Source organism: Haloferax sp. Atlit-48N (genome assembly GCF_003383015.2).
Taxonomy (GTDB): Archaea; Halobacteriota; Halobacteria; order Halobacteriales; family Haloferacaceae; genus Haloferax; species Haloferax volcanii.
In genome coordinates, this window is sequence record NZ_CP137689.1 from 386,258 (window position 1) to 406,788 (window position 20,531).

At 69.0% G+C, this 20,531-nt stretch carries 25 protein-coding genes; 12 read left to right on the forward strand and 13 right to left on the reverse strand.

Going from position 1 to position 20,531, the window contains the following annotated elements; all coding sequences use genetic code 11:
* Positions 1-111 precede the first annotated feature (111 nt).
* The 3 genes from DEQ67_RS02140 to DEQ67_RS02150 all read right to left on the reverse strand — a co-directional run bounded on the left by DEQ67_RS02140 (position 112) and on the right by DEQ67_RS02150 (position 3,317).
* The gene (locus DEQ67_RS02140; RefSeq protein ID WP_004044508.1) at positions 112-288 is read right to left on the reverse strand and encodes an HVO_0416 family zinc finger protein; all 177 of its coding nucleotides are present in this window, start codon (positions 286-288) and stop codon (positions 112-114) included.
* Positions 289-379: 91 nt separating this feature from the next.
* Positions 380-1,894, reverse strand: a complete 1,515-nt coding sequence (locus DEQ67_RS02145; RefSeq protein ID WP_115891392.1) for a carboxypeptidase M32 — start codon at positions 1,892-1,894, stop codon at positions 380-382.
* Positions 1,895-2,222: 328 nt separating this feature from the next.
* Entirely contained in the window at positions 2,223-3,317 is a 1,095-nt protein-coding gene (locus DEQ67_RS02150) for a M20 family metallopeptidase (RefSeq protein ID WP_115891391.1), read from the reverse strand.
* A gap of 166 nt (positions 3,318-3,483) precedes the next feature.
* On the opposite strand from DEQ67_RS02150, the gene DEQ67_RS02155 reads away from it, so the two are divergent.
* Positions 3,484-5,115, forward strand: coding sequence for a methyl-accepting chemotaxis protein (locus DEQ67_RS02155; RefSeq protein ID WP_115860496.1), 1,632 nt, complete (start codon positions 3,484-3,486; stop codon positions 5,113-5,115).
* A gap of 117 nt (positions 5,116-5,232) precedes the next feature.
* The gene (locus tag DEQ67_RS02160) at positions 5,233-7,113 is read left to right on the forward strand and encodes a PINc/VapC family ATPase (protein WP_004065310.1); all 1,881 of its coding nucleotides are present in this window, start codon (positions 5,233-5,235) and stop codon (positions 7,111-7,113) included.
* Positions 7,114-7,227: 114 nt separating this feature from the next.
* On the opposite strand, the gene DEQ67_RS02165 is transcribed toward DEQ67_RS02160, so the two are convergent.
* Positions 7,228-7,521: a MarR family transcriptional regulator gene (locus tag DEQ67_RS02165; RefSeq protein ID WP_004044502.1), complete on the reverse strand. Its 294-nt coding sequence runs from the start codon at positions 7,519-7,521 to the stop codon at positions 7,228-7,230.
* 124 nt (positions 7,522-7,645) lie between these two features.
* Here DEQ67_RS02165 and DEQ67_RS02170 point away from each other — a divergent pair, with 124 nt between their 5' ends.
* The 4 genes from DEQ67_RS02170 (at position 7,646) to DEQ67_RS02185 (ending at position 11,464) form a co-directional block, all read left to right on the forward strand.
* Positions 7,646-7,960 (forward strand): hypothetical protein, encoded by a 315-nt coding sequence (locus DEQ67_RS02170; RefSeq protein WP_004044501.1) that lies wholly within the window; start codon positions 7,646-7,648, stop codon positions 7,958-7,960.
* 2 nt (positions 7,961-7,962) lie between these two features.
* Positions 7,963-9,777 (forward strand): ribosome biogenesis/translation initiation ATPase RLI, encoded by a 1,815-nt coding sequence (locus DEQ67_RS02175; protein ID WP_115860494.1) that lies wholly within the window; start codon positions 7,963-7,965, stop codon positions 9,775-9,777.
* A gap of 208 nt (positions 9,778-9,985) precedes the next feature.
* Positions 9,986-10,927 (forward strand): VOC family protein, encoded by a 942-nt coding sequence (locus DEQ67_RS02180; RefSeq protein WP_115802129.1) that lies wholly within the window; start codon positions 9,986-9,988, stop codon positions 10,925-10,927.
* Between the two features lie 54 nt (positions 10,928-10,981).
* Positions 10,982-11,464 carry a YbhB/YbcL family Raf kinase inhibitor-like protein gene (locus DEQ67_RS02185; protein WP_115802130.1) on the forward strand — a complete coding sequence of 161 codons (483 nt, stop codon included), beginning with the start codon at positions 10,982-10,984 and terminating at the stop codon, positions 11,462-11,464.
* A 24-nt stretch (positions 11,465-11,488) separates the two neighbouring features.
* Here the strand turns inward: DEQ67_RS02185 and rtcA are convergent, their stop codons facing one another.
* From rtcA to DEQ67_RS02200, 3 genes are all read right to left on the reverse strand, one after another.
* Positions 11,489-12,547 carry an RNA 3'-terminal phosphate cyclase gene (gene rtcA / locus DEQ67_RS02190; protein ID WP_115860490.1) on the reverse strand — a complete coding sequence of 353 codons (1,059 nt, stop codon included), beginning with the start codon at positions 12,545-12,547 and terminating at the stop codon, positions 11,489-11,491.
* Positions 12,548-12,997, reverse strand: a complete 450-nt coding sequence (locus DEQ67_RS02195) for a universal stress protein (protein WP_004065305.1) — start codon at positions 12,995-12,997, stop codon at positions 12,548-12,550. It abuts the gene before it with no gap.
* A gap of 91 nt (positions 12,998-13,088) precedes the next feature.
* Positions 13,089-13,610, reverse strand: coding sequence for an archaemetzincin family Zn-dependent metalloprotease (locus DEQ67_RS02200; protein ID WP_004065304.1), 522 nt, complete (start codon positions 13,608-13,610; stop codon positions 13,089-13,091).
* A 39-nt stretch (positions 13,611-13,649) separates the two neighbouring features.
* On the opposite strand from DEQ67_RS02200, the gene DEQ67_RS02205 reads away from it, so the two are divergent.
* The 4 genes from DEQ67_RS02205 (at position 13,650) to npdG (ending at position 16,013) form a co-directional block, all read left to right on the forward strand.
* Positions 13,650-14,102: a UPF0146 family protein gene (locus DEQ67_RS02205; RefSeq protein ID WP_115802132.1), complete on the forward strand. Its 453-nt coding sequence runs from the start codon at positions 13,650-13,652 to the stop codon at positions 14,100-14,102.
* A 31-nt stretch (positions 14,103-14,133) separates the two neighbouring features.
* Positions 14,134-14,988 carry a TIGR01548 family HAD-type hydrolase gene (locus DEQ67_RS02210; RefSeq protein WP_115802133.1) on the forward strand — a complete coding sequence of 285 codons (855 nt, stop codon included), beginning with the start codon at positions 14,134-14,136 and terminating at the stop codon, positions 14,986-14,988.
* A 49-nt stretch (positions 14,989-15,037) separates the two neighbouring features.
* The gene (locus tag DEQ67_RS02215) at positions 15,038-15,253 is read left to right on the forward strand and encodes a DUF7534 family protein (RefSeq protein WP_115891390.1); all 216 of its coding nucleotides are present in this window, start codon (positions 15,038-15,040) and stop codon (positions 15,251-15,253) included.
* Between the two features lie 91 nt (positions 15,254-15,344).
* On the forward strand, positions 15,345-16,013 hold the full coding sequence (gene npdG / locus DEQ67_RS02220) for an NADPH-dependent F420 reductase (protein WP_004044491.1): 669 nt from the start codon (positions 15,345-15,347) through the stop codon (positions 16,011-16,013).
* Between the two features lie 30 nt (positions 16,014-16,043).
* On the opposite strand, the gene DEQ67_RS02225 is transcribed toward npdG, so the two are convergent.
* The 4 genes from DEQ67_RS02225 to DEQ67_RS02240 form a co-directional block, all read right to left on the reverse strand.
* Complete coding sequence (locus tag DEQ67_RS02225; protein ID WP_115860486.1) at positions 16,044-17,297, reverse strand: MFS transporter; 1,254 nt, start codon at positions 17,295-17,297, stop codon at positions 16,044-16,046.
* 222 nt (positions 17,298-17,519) lie between these two features.
* Positions 17,520-17,822 carry a phosphoribosyl-ATP diphosphatase gene (gene hisE, locus DEQ67_RS02230; protein WP_004044489.1) on the reverse strand — a complete coding sequence of 101 codons (303 nt, stop codon included), beginning with the start codon at positions 17,820-17,822 and terminating at the stop codon, positions 17,520-17,522.
* A gap of 78 nt (positions 17,823-17,900) precedes the next feature.
* The gene (gene pdxT / locus DEQ67_RS02235) at positions 17,901-18,509 is read right to left on the reverse strand and encodes a pyridoxal 5'-phosphate synthase glutaminase subunit PdxT (protein ID WP_004044488.1); all 609 of its coding nucleotides are present in this window, start codon (positions 18,507-18,509) and stop codon (positions 17,901-17,903) included.
* 55 nt (positions 18,510-18,564) lie between these two features.
* The gene (locus DEQ67_RS02240; RefSeq protein WP_004044487.1) at positions 18,565-18,729 is read right to left on the reverse strand and encodes a preprotein translocase subunit Sec61beta; all 165 of its coding nucleotides are present in this window, start codon (positions 18,727-18,729) and stop codon (positions 18,565-18,567) included.
* A gap of 223 nt (positions 18,730-18,952) precedes the next feature.
* On the opposite strand from DEQ67_RS02240, the gene trxA reads away from it, so the two are divergent.
* Together trxA and DEQ67_RS02250 are read left to right on the forward strand one after the other, a co-directional pair.
* On the forward strand, positions 18,953-19,234 hold the full coding sequence (gene trxA, locus DEQ67_RS02245) for a thioredoxin (protein ID WP_394295201.1): 282 nt from the start codon (positions 18,953-18,955) through the stop codon (positions 19,232-19,234).
* A gap of 113 nt (positions 19,235-19,347) precedes the next feature.
* Entirely contained in the window at positions 19,348-19,494 is a 147-nt protein-coding gene (locus DEQ67_RS02250; RefSeq protein WP_004044485.1) for a 50S ribosomal protein L40e, read from the forward strand.
* Positions 19,495-19,509: 15 nt separating this feature from the next.
* Here DEQ67_RS02250 and DEQ67_RS02255 read toward each other — a convergent pair whose 3' ends face one another.
* Together DEQ67_RS02255 and DEQ67_RS02260 are read right to left on the reverse strand one after the other, a co-directional pair.
* On the reverse strand, positions 19,510-19,890 hold the full coding sequence (locus DEQ67_RS02255) for a hypothetical protein (protein WP_115891389.1): 381 nt from the start codon (positions 19,888-19,890) through the stop codon (positions 19,510-19,512).
* A gap of 1 nt (position 19,891) precedes the next feature.
* Positions 19,892-20,518 (reverse strand): MBL fold metallo-hydrolase, encoded by a 627-nt coding sequence (locus DEQ67_RS02260; protein ID WP_115860482.1) that lies wholly within the window; start codon positions 20,516-20,518, stop codon positions 19,892-19,894.
* Positions 20,519-20,531 lie beyond the last annotated feature (13 nt).

Sequence of the window (20,531 nt, forward strand, 5' to 3'; positions counted from 1 at the left end):
GAGGGCGAACGCGCCCGGAGTAGCGTACTCGCCGGGCGTTCGCGGACGGCTCACCGAACGGGTGGGAAACCGTCGAGAACAGGTGCTCGTGGCGTGGTCAGTTCGGACGCGTCAGGCCTCCGGCACCCACCCGCAGACGGAGCAGGTCGCCGCGCCCATGTCGTGCAGGGCCCCGCAGTCGGGGCACTGCAACTTGTTATAGGATCGGTCCCAGCGTGCCGGTTCTGTCTCGTGACCGCGGTCGGTCAAGAACTGGTCGAACAAGTCGTCACTGGGTGCTGAGGCCATACATGGTATGATATGGCATACCCCTATTTAGTTCCTACGACGACTCCGAGTCGTCGAAAACCGGGCGACTGCGGCGGACTGTTCCGCTCGTTTACAGGTCGTACAGCGCCCCGTATTTCGACTCGACGTAGTCGAGGAACGCGTCGGCGGCGAAGTCTTCACCGGTGGCTCGCTTCACGAGGTCGTTCGTCTCGTAGCGCCGACCGTGGCGGTGGACGTTCTCCCGGAGCCACTCCCGGAGGTCGTCGAACTCGCCGTCGGCCAGTTTCCCGTCGAGGTCGTCGATGTCTTCCTCGGCGGCCGAAAACAGTTGGGCGGCCATGATGGAGCCGAGCGAGTAGGTCGGGAAGTAGCCGAAGTTCCCGTACGCCCAGTGGATGTCCTGCAAACAACCCTCGGAATCGGTGTCCGGGCGGATGCCGAGATACTCCTCGTACTTGTCGTTCCACGCCTCCGGCACGTCCTCGACGTCGAGGTCGCCGGCGATGAGGTCGCGTTCGAGTTCGAACCGGATGACGATGTGGAGGTGGTAGGTCAGTTCGTCCGCCTCGACGCGGATGAGGTTGTCGTCGTACACCCGATTGGCCGCTTCGTAGGCCTCCTCGACCGTCGCGTCGACCTCGGGGAACCGGTCTTCGAGCGTGGGCAGGAAGTGCCGCCAGAAGGCGCGCGAGCGGCCGACGTGGTTCTCCCAGAGCCGCGACTGCGACTCGTGGACCGAGAGGTTGCGGTCCTCACCGAGCGGGGTCGCGTAGTGCTCGTCGGGCAGGCCGAGGGTGTACAGCGCGTGGCCGAACTCGTGGACGGTCGAAAACAGCGACCCGAGCACGTCTGACTCGTCGTAGCGGGTCGTCACGCGGGCGTCGAACTGCGTCCCCGAGGAGAACGGGTGCGGGGCGGTGTCGAGACGGCCGCGCTCCCACGGGTAGCCGAGCGTCGTCAGCGCGTCGCGGACGAGTTCCTCTTGGTCCTCTTCGGGGAACTCGCCCTCGAAGGCGTCCACCGCGAGGTCCGCGTCGGACTCGCGGATGTCCTCAATCATCGGGACGAGCACCTCGCGCACCTCTGCGAGAATCTCCTCGGCCTGTTCGAGCGGGAGACACGGCTCGTAGTCCTCGAACAGCACCTCGTAGGGGTCGCGGTCGGGGTCGATGTGCTCGGCGTACTGCCGCTTCAGTTCGACGTGTTTCTCCAGATGCGGCGCGAATTTCTCGAAGTCGTCTTCGGCTTTCGCCTGCTTCCACGCCGGGATGGCCTCCGACGACGCCGCCGAAATCTTCTCGACGAGGTCGTTCGGCACGCGGGCCGCCCGCTCGTAGTCGCGGCGGAGTTCGCGCAGCACGTCGGCCTGCTCGTCGGTCGGGTCGTCGGCCTCGGCCGCGTCGAGGAGGTCCCCGAACTCGTCGTCGGTCAGGAGTTCGTGGCTCAAGGCGGAGAGCGCGGACATCTGCTGGGAGCGCGCAGGCGTTCCCTCGTCGGGCATCATGACCTGCTGGTCCCACGAGAGGATGCCGCCGGCGTTCTCGACGTTGGCGATTCGCTTGTACTTCGTGAGGAGTCGGTCGTACGCCGACTCCGAGTCGGATTCCGCGGAGGACTGTGCCATGATACGAACGGTGGTCTCGGAGGCGTATTAAACCGCAGGAGCCGGGCATCCGTGGAGGGGTTTTGCTACTCGGTCGTAACTGGTCGCGCTTTCGACGCCGACGAGACTGCGACCGGCTCCAACGACACAACAGCCGTGAACGACACCGCGAAAGCCCCCGCGAGCGACGACTCCCGCGGCGACGCGCGCTCCTCGGCCTCCGGCCTGCGGTGCTCACGCCGCCGGGGTTCGCCCTCGCTCGCGGCCCCTTTCAGTCCCGCCCGGTGGTGTCTCGGGCGTCGTCGCGGGCGGGGTGTTCAGGTGTCGTCGCGGGCGGAGCCGGTGGCTCTCACCACTCCCCAACGAGCGCGCGGTACGTCTCGTAACACCGCGCCAGCACGTCGAGCGACACGCTCTCGTCTCTCGTGTGCGCCTCGCCGGGCTCCGAGGGGCCGTAGACGACACAGGTCGTGCCCGCCTGCGCCAGCCACCCGGCGTCGGTCGCGTGGGGCTTCGTCGTCTGTTCGGGTGCTTCGTCGCCGCGGGCCTCGTGGACCGTCCGAGCGGCGTCGAGGACGCGGTCAGCGAACTCGGCGTCGTCGCACGCCATCGGCGGGAGGTCCTGTTCGACGACCCACTCGACGCCCTCGATTTCCGCAGCCAGCGCGAGGTCGGCGAAGCCGCCGGGGACGGTCCGCTCGTCGATAGTCACCTCGCAGTGGTCGGGGATGACGTTCCACGCGCTCCCGCCGTCGATTTCGGTGACGGCGATGCTCCCCGAGACGGGGTGGCCGAGGACCTCGGCGTCCGGCACGGAGAGACCGCGAACCACGTCCACGGCGTCGGTCGCGCGGTAGACGGCGTTCTCGCCGCGCTCGGGTTCGCTGGCGTGGCAGGCGGTCCCCGACGCGACGAGGGTGCTCGCCCGGCGGCCCCGGTGGGCGACGGCCACGTCGGTCCGGTTCGGTCCCGAGTAGTTCGTCGAGCCCTCGGCGACGACGGCGTAGTCGAGTTCGAAGCCGTCGTCGAGGGCGGCGCGGACGCCTTCCCCGCCGATTTCCTCGCCGACGAACGAGGCGAAGGCGACTTCCGAGTCGGCGTCGGCGGCCGCGTCGCGGAAGGCGAGCATCGACGCCGCGACGGCACCTTTCATATCCGCCGCGCCGCGGCCGTAGAGGCGGCCGTCGTGGGTCTCGACCACGTAGTCGCCGCCGTCCGTGGTCTGCCGGTCGGCCGGCGGAACCACGTCGTGGTGGCCGACGAGCGCGAGCGACTCGCCGACGCCGGGGTTGACGCGGGCGACGACGTTCCCCGCGTCGTCTCTGGCCACGTCGGCGTCGGTCTCCTCGCGGAGCCACGTTTCGATGGCGTCGCCGGCGGCGGTCTCGTCCTCGTGGCTCGGCACCGACACGAGCGTCTCCGTGAGGTCGCGGAGTTCGTCCATGCCGGCCCGTCGGCGGGTCGCTCCAAAAGCGTGTGCGTCCGGCAGTCCCGCCAACCCCCGTCGCGACTGCGGTCGGGCACTCCCTCGCGCCGCCTCGCGGGGAGACCGTTATCAAATTCCGAGAATTCCCGGTCCGGCTTATGACGTATACCCCGCACGTCGGAGTATGCGACTCGTCTCGACGTACGAACGGTTGCTCTGGGGAAGCATGGACGCGCTCGATATCTCGGGTTCGGTCGAGAGAAAGGTCGTCGCCGCCGTCGCCATCCAGTTCGCGGTCTCGCTCGCGCAGGCCGCGCTTCCGTGGGTCGCGACCGGCGCGCTCCGACTCGAACTCTCGGCGCTCCTCCTGTTCGGTGCCGGCCTCGCGTTCGTCAACACGATTATCATCACGCGAAAAGACATCGTCTCGCCGATCGAGTCCATCTCGTCGGCGGCCGCGGGCGTCGCGGCGGGCGACCTGTCGGCCCGCCCCCCGGACGTGAGCGGAACCGACGAGGTGGCCCGCCTCGCCGACGACTTCGGCGCGATGCACGACCACCTCTGCGTCGTCGCCTCGCAGGCGGGCGCGCTCGCCGACCAGCGGTTCGACGACCCGGCGCTCGACGAGAACTTACCGGGCGAGTTCGGTGACGCGCTCGACCGGATGCAGCGCGACCTCGCGGACTACACGCGCAACCTCCAGCACCTCGTGGAGGCGTTCGCGGAGGCGACTTCGCGGGCGCAGGCGGGCGACCTCACCGCCACCATCGACACCGACGACTGGGGCGTCGACGACGAGCGGTACGCGGAGGTCGCGGCGACCTACAACGACCTCGTCCGCACACTCTCGTCGACCATCGGCGAGGTGCAGTCGTTCGCACAGGAGGTGTCGGAGATGAGTTCGACCGCCCGCGAGCACGTCCGCCGGGCCGACGCCGCCAGCGAGGAAGTCGCCGCCTCGGTCACCGAAATCTCCGACGGCGCGGGGGCGCAGACGGAACACCTCCAGACCGTCTCCGACGAACTCAACACGCTCTCCGCGACCGTCGAGGAGATAGCCGCCTCCGCCGACGAGGTCGCCACCACCGCCGAAACAGCCTCCGAGCGCGGCGAGGTCGGCCGCGACGCCGCGACCGAGGCGATGGAGGAGTTAGACACCGTCGAGGCCCGCATCGACCGCACCGCCGACGCCGTCGCGGAACTCACCGAGAGCATCGAGGAGATAGACGAAATCGCGGCGTTCATCGACCACGTCGGCTCGCAGACCGACCTGCTCGCCATCAACGCGGCCATCGAGGCCGCCCACGCGGGCGAGGCCGGCGACGGCTTCGGGGTCGTCGCACAGGAGGTCAAGTCGCTCGCCGAGGAGACCCGCGACTCCGCCGACGAGGTATCGGGCCTCATCGCAGACATCACCGAGCACTCCGAGGAGACGCTCGCCGACGTGCGGGAGATGAACCGGCAGGTCGCCGACAGTCTGGAGACGGTCACGGAGGCCATCGGCGAGTTCGAGACCATCGTGGACATGGTGACGGATATCGACGCCAGCGTGGCCGAGGTGAGCGCCGCGACCGACCAGCAGGCCGAGTCGGCGGCGGACATCGCCGCCCGCGTCGACGACGTGGCGAACATCTCCGAGGAGACCGCCGGCCAGTCGCGAACCGTCGTCGAGACCGCACAGGAGCAGTCCGAGTCCATCGGCGACCTCGCGGACCAGACCGAAGAGCTGTCGTCGCAGGCGGCCGACCTCGACGACCTCGTCGAGTCGTTCGAGGTGGTCGACGGCGAGCGAGCCGTCGCGCCGGGCGACGACTGAGTCGGGGTCGCCGGACGCGGGGCGCGGAACGCGGGACGCGGTACCACCCGACGACCCGCCGGCGGTGTCACCGCTTTTATCTACAACCTTATCCGTCACCCGCCCAAACTCACGCGCATGAAGATAGTGCCGGACACGAGCGCGGTCATCGACGGTCGCGTGTCCGAGCGAGTCGACGACGGCACCTACGAGGGTGCCGACGTACTCGTCCCCGAGGCGGTCGTCAGCGAACTCGAATCGCAGGCCAACGACGGCCGTGACACGGGCTGGGAGGGCCTTTCGGAGCTCCAGCGCCTCGCAGAGTTCGCCGACGACGGCGTCATCGACCTCAACTACGTCGGCCGTCGCCCGAGTTCGGGCGAGACGAAAGGTGCCGGCGAGGGCGACATCGACGCGCTCATCCGCGACATCGCCACCGAGCGGTCGGCGACGCTCCTGACGAGCGACGTGGTGCAGGCCGAAGTGGCGAAGGCGAAGGGCGTCTCGGTCGAGTACGTCGAGGCCGCGGTCCGCGGCTCCGGCGGGCTCATCATCGAGCGCTTCTTCGACGACCAGACGATGTCGGTCCACCTCAAGACCGACACCCGCCCGAAGGCCAAACGCGGCGCGGTCGGCGAGATGCACTACCAGCCCATCGCCGACGAGCCGACCGACGAGGCGACGATGAAGGAGTGGGCCGACGACATCGTCAACTCCGCCCGCGCCGCCACCGACGGCTTCGTCGAACTCTCCGAGCCGGGCATGGACATCGTCCAGTTCCGCGACTACCGCATCGCGGTCGCCCGCCCGCCGTTCGCCGACGGCATCGAAATCACCGCCGTCCGTCCCATCGTCAAGACCGAACTCGACGACTACGAGTTCGCCGACGAACTCCGCGACCGACTCTCCGAGCGCCAGCGCGGCGTCCTCATCGCCGGGTCGCCCGGGGCCGGGAAGTCCACGTTCGCGCAGGCGGTCGCCGAGTTCCTCAACGACAGCGACTACGCGGTCAAGACGATGGAGAAGCCGCGCGACCTCCAGGTCGGCCCCGACATCACCCAGTACACCGCCCTCGGCGGCGACATGGCGAAGACGGCCGACTCGCTGCTGCTCGTTCGCCCCGACTACACCATCTACGACGAGGTCAGAAAGACCGAGGACTTCTCCGTGTTCTCGGACATGCGGCTGGCGGGCGTCGGCATGGTCGGGGTCGTCCACGCCACCCGCGCCATCGACGCGCTCCAGCGCCTCGTCGGCCGGGTCGAACTCGGCATGATTCCGCAGGTCGTCGACACCGTCGTCTACATCGAAGACGGCGAGGTCCACACGGTGTACGACGTGCGCACCGAGGTGAAGGTGCCCGAGGGCCTCTTCGCGGAGGACCTCGCCCGTCCGGTCATCCAGATTCGGGACTTCGAGACCGGCACCCCGAAGTACGAGATTTACACGTTCAACCGGCAGGTCGTCACCGTCCCGCTCGGCGAGGACGGCGAGGAGAAGGAAAGCGGCGTCTCCCGGCTGGCGAAACAGGAAATCGAACGGGAGATTCGCTCCATCGCCCGCGGCCACGTCGACGTCGACTTGCAGGGCCAGAACCGCGCGGTCGTCTACGTCGAGGAAGACGACATCTCCTACGTCATCGGGAAGGGCGGCGGCCGCATCTCGGACGTGGAAGACCGACTCGGAATCGACATCGACGTGCGGACCCACGACGAGAAGCCCTCGTCGTCGGGGCAGCACGCGGGCGCGAACGCCGGCGGACAGTCCGGCGCGTCAGCCTCCGCGGGCGGGGCCGACGAGGGCGTCGTCGTGACGCCCGAGGTCACCTCGCGGCACGTCGTCGTTCGGATGGACGGCCACGTCGGTGAGACGGTCGAGGTCCGCGCCGACGGGGAGTACCTGTTCACGGCGACGGTCGGTCGCGGCGGCGACATTCAGGTCTCCCGCGGCAGCGCCATCGCCGAGGAACTGGAGAACGCAATCGACAGAAAACAGCAGATTACGGTCGTTCCGGCCTAACAGAACGGCCGAATCGTCGTTTTCGTCGGTCGGAGTTCGACCGGGTCGACACGTCGCAACTGGTCTCTTACGACACCGACTGCGAAGCGTGCGGTGGTTCCGCGGCGGTTCTGATTACTCGGCGCAGCAGGCCTTTTCCTTGCCGCCGTCGGCTTTGGCCTGCGCCTGCTGCGGCGCGAGATCGGTCAACTGATAGAGGTTCTGTCGGGCGTCGGCGAAGTAGACGTCCTCGTCGACGATACCGATTCCCTCCAGTCGTTCGAGCGCGTAGCGAACGGTTCGCGCCGAGAGCATCGACTCTTCGACGATGCCTTTCTGGGTGAGCGGACCGTTGTATTCGAGCACTTTGAAAACAAGCTTCGCACTCGGTGGGAGGTCGTCGAGACTCTCCTCTTCTGTTCCAGCCATCGTTACGAATCGAAACGCGCTACCAGCATAAACCTTGTTGGCCTGCGACCGGCCGACAACGCTTTATCCGCGGGGTGGCGGGAGGAACGAACGCCTTTTGACGCCGGATATCGCACGGGAACACATGGCCACGGAAACGCAGACCGGACTCTCCAGTCACATTCGCGGAGTGACGGTCACGACACTCGCCTGCCTCGCCGGCATCGCCGCCGCGGTGGTTTCGGGTGCTGTGGTGGGGACGAGTCCCGAGGCCGCGACCAATCAGTTGGCCGTGGGTATCCTCGGGGCGCTCGTCCTCATTCAGTTCCCCGTGCTTCGCGTCGTCGGCGTCGACGTCAACGGGTTCGGCGCGAAGGACTACCTCTACGTGGTGTTCATGACCTTCGCGCTCTGGTTCATCACGTTCGCCATCCTGCTGACTTCGGGTGTTCAGCTCTAACGATGGCCGACGATAGTATCGCCGTCGTCGACTTGGACCGGTGTTCCCCGGACCGTTGTAGCTACGAGTGCTCGAACTTCTGTCCGCCGAACCGGACGGGCAAAGAGTGCATCACGCTCCGCGGCGAGGACGCCGAGCAGGGCGGCCCCGACCAGGTGCGCATCTCCGAGGAAATCTGTCTCGGCGAGACCTGCGGCATCTGCGTCGAGAAATGCCCCTTCGATGCAATCGAAATCATCAACCTCCCGTCGGAGCTCGACGAGGAGCCGACCCACCGCTACGGCGAGAACGCCTTCTCGTTGTACGGGCTTCCGGTCCCCGAGGCCGGTTCGGTCACGGGCATCCTCGGCCCGAACGGTATCGGGAAGACGACCGCCGTCCGCGCCCTCGCGGGCGAGATGGTCCCCAACCTCGGCAACTACGCCGACGACCCGACGTGGGAGGCCGTCCTCGACCGCTTCCGCGGGACCGAACTCCAGAACTACGTCGAGCAGGTCCGCGACGGCGAGGTCTCCATCGCGCGCAAGCCGCAGTACGTCGACCAGATTCCCAAGCAGTTCGACGGGACGGCGCGCGAACTCCTCGAAGCGACCGACGAGCGCGGCGCGCTCGACTCCTACATCGACCGCCTCGACATCGGGCCCGTCGTCGACAACGACATCGAGACGCTCTCCGGCGGCGAACTCCAGCGGGTCGCCCTCGCGGCGACGCTCGCCCGCGACCGCGACTTCTACTTCCTCGACGAGATATCGCCGTACCTCGACATCGGCCAGCGCGTCACCGCCGCGCGGCTCATCCGCGAACTCGCGGAGGACGAAGACCGCGCGGTGCTCGTGGTCGAACACGACCTCGCCATCCTCGACCTGCTCGCCGACACGCTCCACGTCGCCTACGGTGAGCCCGGCGCGTACGGTGTCATCACCGACCCCAAGTCGGTCCGAAACGGCATCAACGAGTATCTGAAGGGCTACCTCTCGAACGAGAACATGCGCATCCGCCCGGAGGCCATCACCTTCGAGGAACACGCGCCGCGGGAGACGACGAAGGCCGAACCCCTCGTCGAGTACCCCGACCTCGCCAAGTCCTACGGCGACGGCGAGTTCTCGCTCGAAGTCGAATCCGGCACCATCTACAACGGCGAAGTGCTCGGCGTCGTCGGCCCGAACGGTATCGGGAAGTCGACGCTCGCACAGCTGTTTACGGGCGACCTGACGCCCGACGCGGGCGACCTCGACTTCGCGCTCGACATCTCCTACAAGCCGCAGTACATCGAAATCGACCAGCCGATGCGGGTCGACGCGTTCCTCTCGTCCATCACCGACCAGTTCGGTTCGTCGTACTGGAACACCGAAATCGCGAACCCGCTCCAGCTCAACCGCATCATGGAGCGCAACCTCACCGACCTCTCCGGCGGTGAGCGCCAGCGCGTCGCCATCGCGGCGTGTCTCTCGCAGGATGCCGACCTCTACCTGCTCGACGAGCCGTCGGCCCACCTCGACGTCGAACAGCGCGTGCAGGCCACCTCGGCCATCCGCCGCTACGCCGAGAACCACGACGCGACGGTCATGGTCATCGACCACGACATCTACATGATGGACCTGCTCGCGGACCGCCTGATGGTGTTCGACGGCGAGCCGTCCATCGAGGGCCACGCCTCGAAACCGCAGGAGATGCGCGACGGCATGAACGACTTCCTGTCGGACCTCGACATCACGTTCCGCCGCGACGAGCGCACCCAGCGCCCGCGCATCAACAAGCCCGACTCGCAACTCGACCGCGAGCAGAAGCGCGCCGGCGAGTACTACTACGCCGAGTAGCGACCCGGTCGCCCGTTCGCGTTTCCGTCCGCCTCGTTTTTGTTTCCGTTTTCGCTCCTTCGCTCTCGCTTTCGGTTAGCTCTCGGTCTCGGTTTCCTTCCGTCTCAGCCGGCGGTTTCCCGCCGCCGGCGACCCGGTTACACGCCGCGCCGCGAGTGACTCCGATGTTACTACGGACGTTTTCACGGCCACGCTCGAAGACGGGGATATGACGAACGATTCCCCATCCGACGGCTCGCTCACGGACGACACCCACCTCGGTCGGGTCGCGCTCCGCGTCGGCTCGCTCGACCGCGTCGTCCCGTTCTACCGCGACGTGGTCGGCCTCGCGGTCGAGCGCGAACGCGACGGGTCGCGGGCGGTGCTCTCGGCCGGCGAGACGCCCGTCGTCGTCCTCGACGAGGACTCCGACGCCCCCGAGCGCGGTCGCCGGGAGGCCGGGCTGTTCCACCTCGCGGTTCGCGTGCCCGACCGCGGCGCGCTCGGTGACGTGCTCGCCCGCGCCCGAACCCGCGCCGGCGACACGGGTGCGACGCTCTCCGGCGCGTCCGACCACCTCGTCAGCGAGGCGCTGTACTTCCGCGACCCGGAGGGCAACGGCGTCGAGGTCTACCGCGACCGCCCGCGCGAGGAGTGGCCGTGGACCGACGACCGCCGGGTGTCGATGGACACGCTCCCGCTGGACCTCGGTGCGCTCGCGGACGACGCCGCCGGCGACGAGGTCGCGCCCGCCGGCACCGACCTCGGCCACGTCCACCTCGAAGTCACGAACGTCCCTCGTTCGCGGGATTTCTACGTCGACGCACTCGGTATGCGCGTCCGCGACGAGGGTTACCCCGGCGCGGCGTTCGTCGCCGCCGGCGAGTACCACCATCACGTCGGCCTGAACAGTTGGAACACCCGAAGCGCCCCGGCCGGCGGGAGCCGCGGCATCGAGTGGTTCGAAGTCGTCGTCCCCGACGCCGCGACGCTCGACGCGGTCCGCGAGTCGCTGGTCGACGCCGGCCACGAGATCGAACAGGACGGGTCCGACGAGCCCGGGTCCGGCGACGGCGACGCGACTGACGCGGCCGACGCGTCAACCGCGACCGAGTCGCTCGTCCTCTCCGACCCCGACGGAATCGGCGTTCGCGTCGTTCGCAGCCGCTGACGCGTCGGGTTTCCCGAACGAATAATTTTGTCGCTGGTCGCCCAACGCGACGGTATGATATCGAGCGAGTCGAGCGAGCGCCGTCGCGGGCTCACCCTCCGGAGCCCGGCGTTCGACGACGGATGCCCGATACCCCGCCCCCACGGCTACGCGGCCGCAAACGAGAATCCGCCGCTCCGCATCGGCGGCGTGCCACCCGGGACCGCCTCGCTCGCCCTCGTGATGGACGACCCCGACGCCGTGAAGCCCGCGGGCGAGGTGTGGGACCACTGGCTCGTCTGGAACGTCGCCCCCGAGACGGACGCCATCGCGGCGGGCGAGACGCCACCGGGCGCGGTCGAGGGAACGAACAGCTACGGCGAGCGGGGCTACGGCGGCCCGAACCCGCCGGACGGCGAGCACACCTACCGGTTCCTGCTGTACGCGCTCGATGCACCCCTCGACCTCGACGCGGGCGCGACGAAGGCCGACCTGAAGCGCGCCATCGCGGGACACGTCGTCGCCGAGACGAAACTGACCGGGTGCTACGCGCTCTGACCCGGCCGAAAACGGGTCCCTCGCTCACCGGCCGCCGTCGGACTCCACGACCGCACCTGCGCCGTCGTCGCCCGCCAGAAGCGTCACGTCGTAGCCGAAGGCCCGAATCACGTCGAGGTTCGTCCGCACGTGGTCCGTGACGGCGGGAATCCGCAGGCGACCCCCGGCGAGCGCGACCCAGACGAGCAGCTGGTCGGCCATGTGTCGGTCCACGGGCGCGTCGCCGCCGAGCCAGTCGAGGAACGACGCGGCCGCTCGCGACCCGACCGCCTCGGCCGGCGTGCCGCGCTCGCCGTAGGCGTCGAAGCCGGCGACGACCGACTCGGAGCCGTCGCCGGCGCGCTCGTCATCCTCTCCCCGCGCGACGGCGACCACGACCGACCCGGGCGAGTCGCTTTCGACCGACGAGACCGCGGCGTGAACGGGGAGCTCGACACCCGCCTCGGCGAGCGCGTCGCGGACGCCTTCGACCTGCCGGTCGGCCACCGCGGCGTCCGCGAGCGAGCCGCTTTCGGCCGAGTAGACCCGGAGTTCGTCGGGGTCCGCGCGGCGGTCCAGCGCCAGCGGGGTCGGCTCGGCCGGTTCGATGCGGAGCGAAAGCCTTCCGCCGCCGGCCGGGTAGAAGCCGCGGCGGGGCACCGAGACGCCGAACTCGACGCCGAACGCCGAACACAGCGGGCGCTTTACGTACCGGAGGTAGTCGGCCGGCGGCGACCACCGAACGTCGGTGCCGCCGGTGACGGTGAGCGAAAGCGGGTCGTCGAGGGCGACGGCCGCCGGGAGCACCGTCTCACAGACGAGCGTCGCGCTCCCGGCCGTGCCGACGGCGACCTCGACGGGGTCGGTTCGGACGCGGTCGGGCGAAAAGCGGAGCGTCGAGGAGCCGACCTCGCCGCCCTCGACCGCGGCGTTCGAGACGGCCGCCGCGACCGAGACGCAGGCGACGTGCTGGGCCTTCAGTCCGGGTGTCGAGCGGTTCCCGCGGACGTTCGTCATCTCGAACGATTCGCCGGTGACGAGCGAGAGCGCGAGGGCGGTTCGCAGGGGTTGACCGCCGCCGTTTCGGCCGTCGAGTCGTCGCATTCAGCGGACGACGGTGACGGGGCAGGACGCCCGTTCGACCAGTTCCTTGGCGACGCTGCCGACCAGCCCCTCGTAGCGCTTCGAGAGGCCGCGGTGGCCGACGAAGATGCCGTCCGCGTCCGCCTCGTCGGCGTAGGCCGGAATCGCCTCGACGGGGTCGCCGTAGAGGAGTTCCGTGGCCGCGTCGACGCCGGCGTCGGCGGCGCGTTCGGCGGCCGCGTTGAGGACGCGTTCGGCGCGCGATTCCGCGTCTTCGAGGCTCTCGGCGACGATGCGGTCGCCCGTCCCCGCGACGCCCGCGACCGGCTCCTCGCCGCCTTCGACGAGGACCTGCGGTTCGACCGCGTGGACGATTGTGACCGTCGCACCCAGCGGTTCGAGCATCGAAAGCGCGTGGTCGAGCGCTCTGTCGGCGGCCGCAGAGCCGTCTACTGCAACGACGAAGTTCATACCTGAATACAGGTGCCGAGACGAGAAAAAGGGTGAGTCGAGACGGAGCGAGACGGAACGAGACGAGACGGGCGGGACTCGCGTTCGGGCGCTAGTGGACGAGCCGACTGCAAGTGCCACAGAGGTTCTCTTCTTTCACGTCGACCTCTCGGACCGTCGGCGAGAAGGACATGACGCACTTGTTGTTGTCGCAGTGTTCGAGGCCGAGGGTGTGGCCGATTTCGTGGACGACCTCTTTTCGCACGCGGTCGGACAGCACCTCCTCGGCGGGTTTGTTCGTGATGCCGCCGTCGCTGGAGGTTTGGAGACGGTACGTGGAGATGACGGAGCCGTTGCCGTTGAGGTACGCGAGGCCGAAGACGTAGTTTCGGCGGCGGTAGTAGAGGTCTTTTTCGGTGATGCCGATGTTCTTCTCGCCGCGCCCGATGCGGCTCGCCAGCTCGATGAACTGCTCGGCCCGGTACTGGTTTCGGCTCCGGTCGAACGCGCCCTCGGGTATCGCCTGATTCGATTGCACGGTCACGTCGCAGTCGTAGACGGAGCGGAGTCCGGCGGATGCCTCCCGCTTGACGGCCGCAGAAATATCCCCGATAGGCACGATATCGACGAGCATGCGAGGGATTAAGCGGGGACGCTTCATAAATATCCCGACGTGAAAAAATCGCTGCGCGACGCGCTCGTCAGACGGTTGTCGGGGTACGACCGCGCGGTCGAAGTCGGGGTCGGCCGGGAGCCGTCGGTGGCGGCCGCCCTCGCCGCCCGCGGGGTCGACGTGGTCGCCGTCGACGTGCACGACTTCCCCGTCCCCGACGGCGTCTCGTTCGTCCGCGACGACGTGTTCGCCCGCGCCGACGCCGCCGACCTCGGCCCCTACGCCGCCGCCGAGGTCGTCTACGCGCTGAACGTCCCCGTCGAACTCCACCGCCCCGCCGCGGAGGTCGCCCGCCGCGCCGACGCCGACTTCCTGTTTACCACGCTCGGCTACGACGAGCCCTCGATTCCGGTCTCCCGCGAGTCGCTGCCGGGCGACACCTTGTACGCCGCCGAGCGCGGGCGACGGGACCAGCGCGCCCGGCGGGACTCTCCCGGTCGGTCCCAAGAGTAAGGCACTTGCCCGCTCGTCGCGGGCTTCCGGTATGCACGCGGACGCTGTCGTCCTCGATATCGACGGAGTGCTCGTCGACGTCGCCGACTCCTACCGGCGCGCCATCGTCGAATCCGTGGACCGACACTACGGCACGACCATCTCCCGCGACGAGGTCCAACTGTTCAAGGACGCCGGCGGCTTCAACAACGACTGGGAACTCACCTACGCGGCGGCGCTGTCCGTCCTCGCCGCCCGCGAGGCCGACCTGTCGGTCGCCGCGTTCACCGGCGAAATCGAGGCCCGCGGCGGCGGCCTCGACGCCGCCGAGGCGACCGTCGAGGCCCTGCTCTCGGAGCCGAGCGTCGTCTTCGACGAGTGGGACCCCGAGGCGCTCCGCGAGACGTTTCAGGCGCTCTACCTCGGGAGCGACCTGTACCGCGACCTCGAAGGCGGCGACCCGCCGTTCGAGGCCCCCGGCTACATCCACGACGAACCGGTGCTCCTCCGCCCGGAGACGCTCGACGCCCTCGGCGACCGCGAACTCGGCGTCGTCACGGGTCGTCCCGCCGCCGAGGCCGACATCGCGCTCGACCGCGTCAACCTCGACGTGGCCGACGACCACCGGTTCACGATGGACGACTGGGAGGAGGGCAAGCCCCACCCCGCCGCGCTCGTGACGGTCGCGGAGCGCCTCGGAGCCGACTCGGTCGTCTTCGTCGGCGACACCCTCGACGACGTGAAGACGGCGCTGAACGCCGACGCCGCCGACCCCGAGCGCGTCTACTACGGCGTGGGCGTCCTCTCGGGCGGTCTGACCGGCGACGACGGCCGACAGAAGTTCTCCGAAATCGGTGCGGCCGCCGTCGTCGAGGACGTGAACGAGGTTCCGGACCTGCTCGACTGATGGCTCAGACGCCGACTCAGACTCCCGTTTCGCCGCCGGAGGGTCGCTGATGGGACACCTCCGCGCCTTCGTCGTCACGCTGCTCGCGCTCGACGCGCTCGTGGTCGTCGTCGGGACGTACCTCCTCCCGCCGGACCCGTTCGCGCAGTTGGTCCTCCTCGGGCCGCTCCTGCTTTTGGCCCCGGTGGTCGCGTGGTGGCTCGTCTACCGCGACGGCTTCGAGCGGGTGCAGGCGCTCGTCGAGTCCGACGGCGGGGGTCGATAGCGCCGTCCACCCGCCGCCGCCCGCCCGCGAACACAGGCAGAACCCACCGGTCGCACAACCCTTTAGGTCGGCTCGGTCCGGAGGTGTGTGTATGCGAATCGCACTCCTCGGTGGGACCGGCGACATCGGCGAGGGCCTCGCCCTCCGCTGGGCCTACCACACCGACCACGAGGTCATCGTCGGGTCGCGCGACCCCGACAAGGCCCGCGCGAAGGCCGACGAGTACGAGACCGAACTCTCCAGCCGCGGCCGCGACGTGAAGGTAAACGGCTTCACGAACGAGATGGCCGCCGACCGCGCCTCCGTGGTCGTCCTCGCCGTGCCGCCGTACCACGTCTCCGACACCGTCGAGGCCGTTTCCGACTCGCTGTCCGAGGGCGACGTGCTCGTCACGCCCGCGGCGGGCATGAAGCGCGACGACGACGGCTTCCACTACCACCCGCCGAAGGCGGGGAGCGTGACGGCGCTCGTCGCCGACGCGGCCCCCGACGACGTGCCGGTCGTCGGCGCGTTCCACAACCTCGCGGCCGGCCGACTGGCCGACCTCGACGCCGACCTCGGTATCGACACGCTGCTCGTCGCCGACGACGAGGACGCCAAAGAGACGGTGCGCCTGCTCGCCGAGGGCATCGACGGCCTCCGCGCGCTCGACGGCGGCGGCCTCGCCAACGCCCCCGAAATCGAGGGTATCACCCCGCTTCTCATCAACGTCGCGCGGAACAACGACGGCCTACACGACCTCGGCATCCGGTTCAAGTAGCGCCGTCCGACCCGCGCCCGAAGCCATTTTTCACGACAGTTCCGACCGCGGCACTGTCGCGGCCTCCCCGTAGAGCGTCCGCGCCACGAGCAGTCCGACGACGACGACGAGCGCGACGCAGGCGAGGTACTCGACGCGGAAGCCGACCACCTCGGCCAGCGGGACGGCCACGAGCGGGCCGAGCGTCGACCCCGAATCGCCGAAGACGTTGTAGACGCCGCCGAGTTTGCCCACGTCGTCGGCCGGGCTGAGGTCTCCGAGATAGGCCAAAAGCGGCGGGTTCGACCCGCCGACGCCGACGCCGATGAGCGCCACGCCCGCGAGCGTCGAGGGGAGCGTCGGTACGAGCGCCAGCAGGGTGAACCCGGCCGCGAGGACGCCCAGTGCGGGGAGCGTCAGCGCCGCGCGGTTCGACAGGCGGTCGGAGTACCGACCGACGGCGAGCGTCGTGACGCTCGACGCGACGACGCCGACGGCCATCACGACGCCGCTGACGCCGGCCCCCGACAGCCCGCCGAGCGAGATGTCGTTCGCCGTCGCGTACAGCACGGCCGTCGAGAGGAGGACGCCCGAAAACAGGAATCGGACGGCGAAGTTGACGGTGCCGACGGTGAAGATGCGGATGTCGGCGCTGACAAGCCGCGGCACCTCGCGGAGCGAACTCGCCGCCGTCACGTCGGTTTTCACGTCCGGGAGGACGGAGATGGCGACGAGGGCGGCGAACAGCCCCGCGCACCCCGCGACGGCGAACGCGGTGGCGTAGCCGAACGCGTCGGTGACGAGGCCGCCGACGACGAGGCCCGCGGGGAAGCCGAGGCTCTGCCCGCCGCGCATGTAGCCGACCCACTTCCCGCGGTTTCCGTCCGAGGTGACGTGGGTGATGGTGCTGAACGCGCCGACGAAGACGAACGCCGAGCCGACGCCCCAGCAGGCCCGCGACAGGAGGAAGACGGTCGCGCTGTCGAGCGGAATCGGCCCGGGGTTCAGCCCGAGGACGTAGCCGAACGGCGACAGCCCCTGCACGACGAAGCCGGCTATCATCGGCCGGCGCGTCCCCATCCGGTCGAGTATCTGCCCGGCGGGCGTGTTCACGACCAGCCGGGTGAACCGGTTGGCCGAGAGGATGAGACCGACCACGAACGGCGTGATGCCGATGATGGGGCCGAGCGTCGGGAGCGTCGGGAAGGCGACGCCCGCGCCGACGCCGCCGAAGAAGACGCCCGCGATGAGGCTGCCCGCGACGAACTCGACTGACGGCTCGTCGCCGCCGAACAGCCGACTCACGCCGCCGACCCTCGGGAGGCGGACGCGGCGCGGTGGGGCGTGGGATGCGCGGGAGCGGACTGGGAGTCGCGGGTTCGAGGGGCGTGCATCGAGAGGGTGCGCTATCGTAAACGCACGCTCTTGGTGCTTTGCAATCGGGCCGTCTCGTCCGGGAACTGCGGGCGTCGGCGCGGCGAGCGACTACCGGCGTCGTCGTCGCGGTCGCGGTCGTGGGACCCCGTCTCAGAAGCGGGCTTTCAGCTCGTCGCGCAGGTCGTCGAGCGAGGCGTCTTTCATCGACAGCAGGACGAGCAGGTGGTAGACGAGGTCGGCGCTCTCGTAGAGCAGTTCCTCGCCGTCGTCGTCCTTGGCCGCGAGGATGGTCTCCGTCGTCTCCTCGCCGAGCTTTTCGAGGACGTAGTTCTCGCCTTTCTCGTGGGTGAAAAGCGTCGTCGTGTAGGAGTCTTCGGGGAGGTCGGCTTTGCGCGACTCGATGGTCGCAAAGAGTTCGTCCAAGACCTCGTCGGTCGGGGTGTCGGCGTCCATGGTCGCACGACGGGCGGGCGCGGAAAAAGACCCTCTGGTTCCGGCGAGCGGCCGTCACTCAGCCAGTTAGCCGGCCGCTCAGGCGTCGATTTCGACCGCCAGTTCGTCGAAGAACGCGAGGTCGTGGAGGCGGCTGTCGGGCGTCAACTCGGGGTGGAACGACGTGCCGACGACGGGGCCGTCGCGGACGGCGACGGGGTTGCCGTCCCACTCGGCGAGCACCTCGACGCCCTCGCCGACCTCGTCGATGAGGGGCGCGCGGATGAACACCGCGGGGAACGGCGAGTCGAGACCGGCCACGTCCAGCGGGGCCTCGAAGCTGTCGACCTGCCGGCCGAAGGCGTTGCGGTCGACCGTCGCGTCGAGGAGGTCGAGCGTCGTCACGCGGTCGTCCTTGGCGTCGCGGGAGGCGACGATGAGGCCGGCACAAGTGGCGAGGACGGGCTTTTCAGCCTCGACGTGGGCGCGAATCTCGTCGGCGATGCCCTCGCGTTCGAGGAGTCTGGAGATAGTTGTCGACTCCCCGCCTGGCATGAGTAACACGTCGCAGTCGGGGACGAGGCCGTCGCTTCGAATCTCGACGATTTCGGCGTCGACGCCGTGGGCCTCGGCGGCCCGCTCGACGGCGTCGGCGTGTTCGGACACGTCGCCTTGCACGGCGACGACACCGGCGCGTAGCGTGGTCATAGACGGGTCTCGGGAAGCCGTGGACAAAAAGCGTCCGTTCGGCGGTCGGCGCGGTTCAGAACGCGAGCGAGTTCAGCACCAGCACGCCGATGCCGAACAGCGCCCCCGCGGCGAAGATGGTCTTGGGGTTGACTCGAATCGCGTTGCGGTCCTCCGCGTCGAAGTAGCGGACGAGGCCCGCACTCGACATCAGACCGCCGCTGTTCTGGCCCTTGCTCATGTTCCACCGTCCGTGCGTCCGCCGCCTAAACGTTTCGGCTCGCTCCGGTCCCGGGGGTCGCCCGGCCGGAACGCCTCCCGACTTGCCGGCGAATCCGCTCGGATTGCGAGTCGGCTGACGGCCCCCTCGACGCTCAGAAGGCTGGAATTCGACTGAACTGGACGGGCGCACAACCGGAGAGCCGCGGGCCCATGAGTAATCCTTATGCGCCGGGGCGGGCAAGTTGCGTCGGGATACGATGACTGTTCGACTCTTGGACTTCTACGCGGACTGGTGCGGCCCTTGTAAGACGCAGGACCCGATTCTCGACGAGCTCGAAGGCGACTACGAGACCGTCGAGTTCGTCAAGGTCGACGTCGACGAGGAGCAGGACGTGGCCAACCAGTATCAGGTTCGCTCGCTTCCGACGCTCATCGTCGAGAACGACGACGGCATCGTCGACCGCTTCGTGGGCGTCACCCAGCGCGACGACATCGAGTCGGCGCTGAGCCAGGCCGGCGCGTAAGCGCGCCGCGGACCGCCGCGTTTTCCGACCCATCCGGACGACCGCCGAGCGCGCCGCGAGCGCCGGCGGTGTGTCTCGCAAGCGTTATACGACCGGCGGCGGGACTCGTATGCATGGCTAGTGACGCTGCGACGAAGCGGACGCTCGAGAAGCAGATTTGCATGCGGTGCAACGCGCGCAACCCCCAGAAGGCAAAGCAGTGCCGCAAGTGCGGTTACAAGCACCTTCGACCCAAGTCGAAGGAACGCCGCGCCGCGTAAGCCCGCACGCTTCTCTCAGGCGTCTCGCCGATACAGCGCGAACAGCACCGCGAGCAGCGCGAGCTGGACGAGTTTGTCCGCGACGCCGCCGATGCCGAAGATATTCGGCCAGTTCAGCGCGACGTAGAGGACGACCTGCCCGGCGGTGAAGGGGATACCGAGCAACACCACCCGCGAGCGGCGGCGCTCGTCGCCGCGGAGGACGCCGACGATACCGGCCGCGAACCCCGCGGCGGCCCCGACGAACGCGATGCCGAGCGGGTCGGCGGGGTTCGCGGCCAGCGCGCCCGCGCCGAGGACGAGGTGAATCGCGCCGGTCACGGCCGCGAGGGCGACGCCGACGTAATGCAGTCGCGTCAGGTCGTCGCTCGGCTCCGTGACCGCGTCGGTCGCCATCTCACTCCTCCGGGTACTTCGGCTCGCGCCGCTCCGCGCGTTCGATGGCGCGTTCGAGCGCGTCGCGGACGGTGTCGCCGCCGGCCTCGTTCTCGAAGGGGTCGCCGTGGCCGGCGTACAGCGCCTCGACGGTCGAGGGAAGGCGGTCGAGGAGCGTGTGCAGGCTGCTGATGAGGCGCTCGCGGGACTGCCCCGGCATGTCGGTGCGGCCGAAACTGCCGTCGTCGAACGCGCCGTCGTTGTAGACGAACACGTCGCCCGAAAACAGCGACCGCCCGCTCACGAGCGAGACGTGGTCGTCGGCGTGGCCCGGCGTGTAGACCACTTCGAACGACTCGTCGCCCATCTCGACGTGGTCGCCGTCTCCGAGCTCGTGGGTCCGAAGCGGGTGGTCGGCGTAGGCGTACACGTCGGGGTCGAACCGTTCGACCACCGCGCCGAGTTCGCCGACGTGGTCGGAGTGCTGGTGGGTGACGACCACGGCGTCGAGGTCGTCGGTGTGTTCTGCGACGACGTCTTCGACGCCCGACATCGTCCCGGCGTCGACGAGGACGGTTCGCTCGCCGAGGACGAGGTAGGCGTTGCAGGTGAAGGTCTCGGCGTCGGCGGTGACTGGGATGACTTCCATACCGCCGCGTACG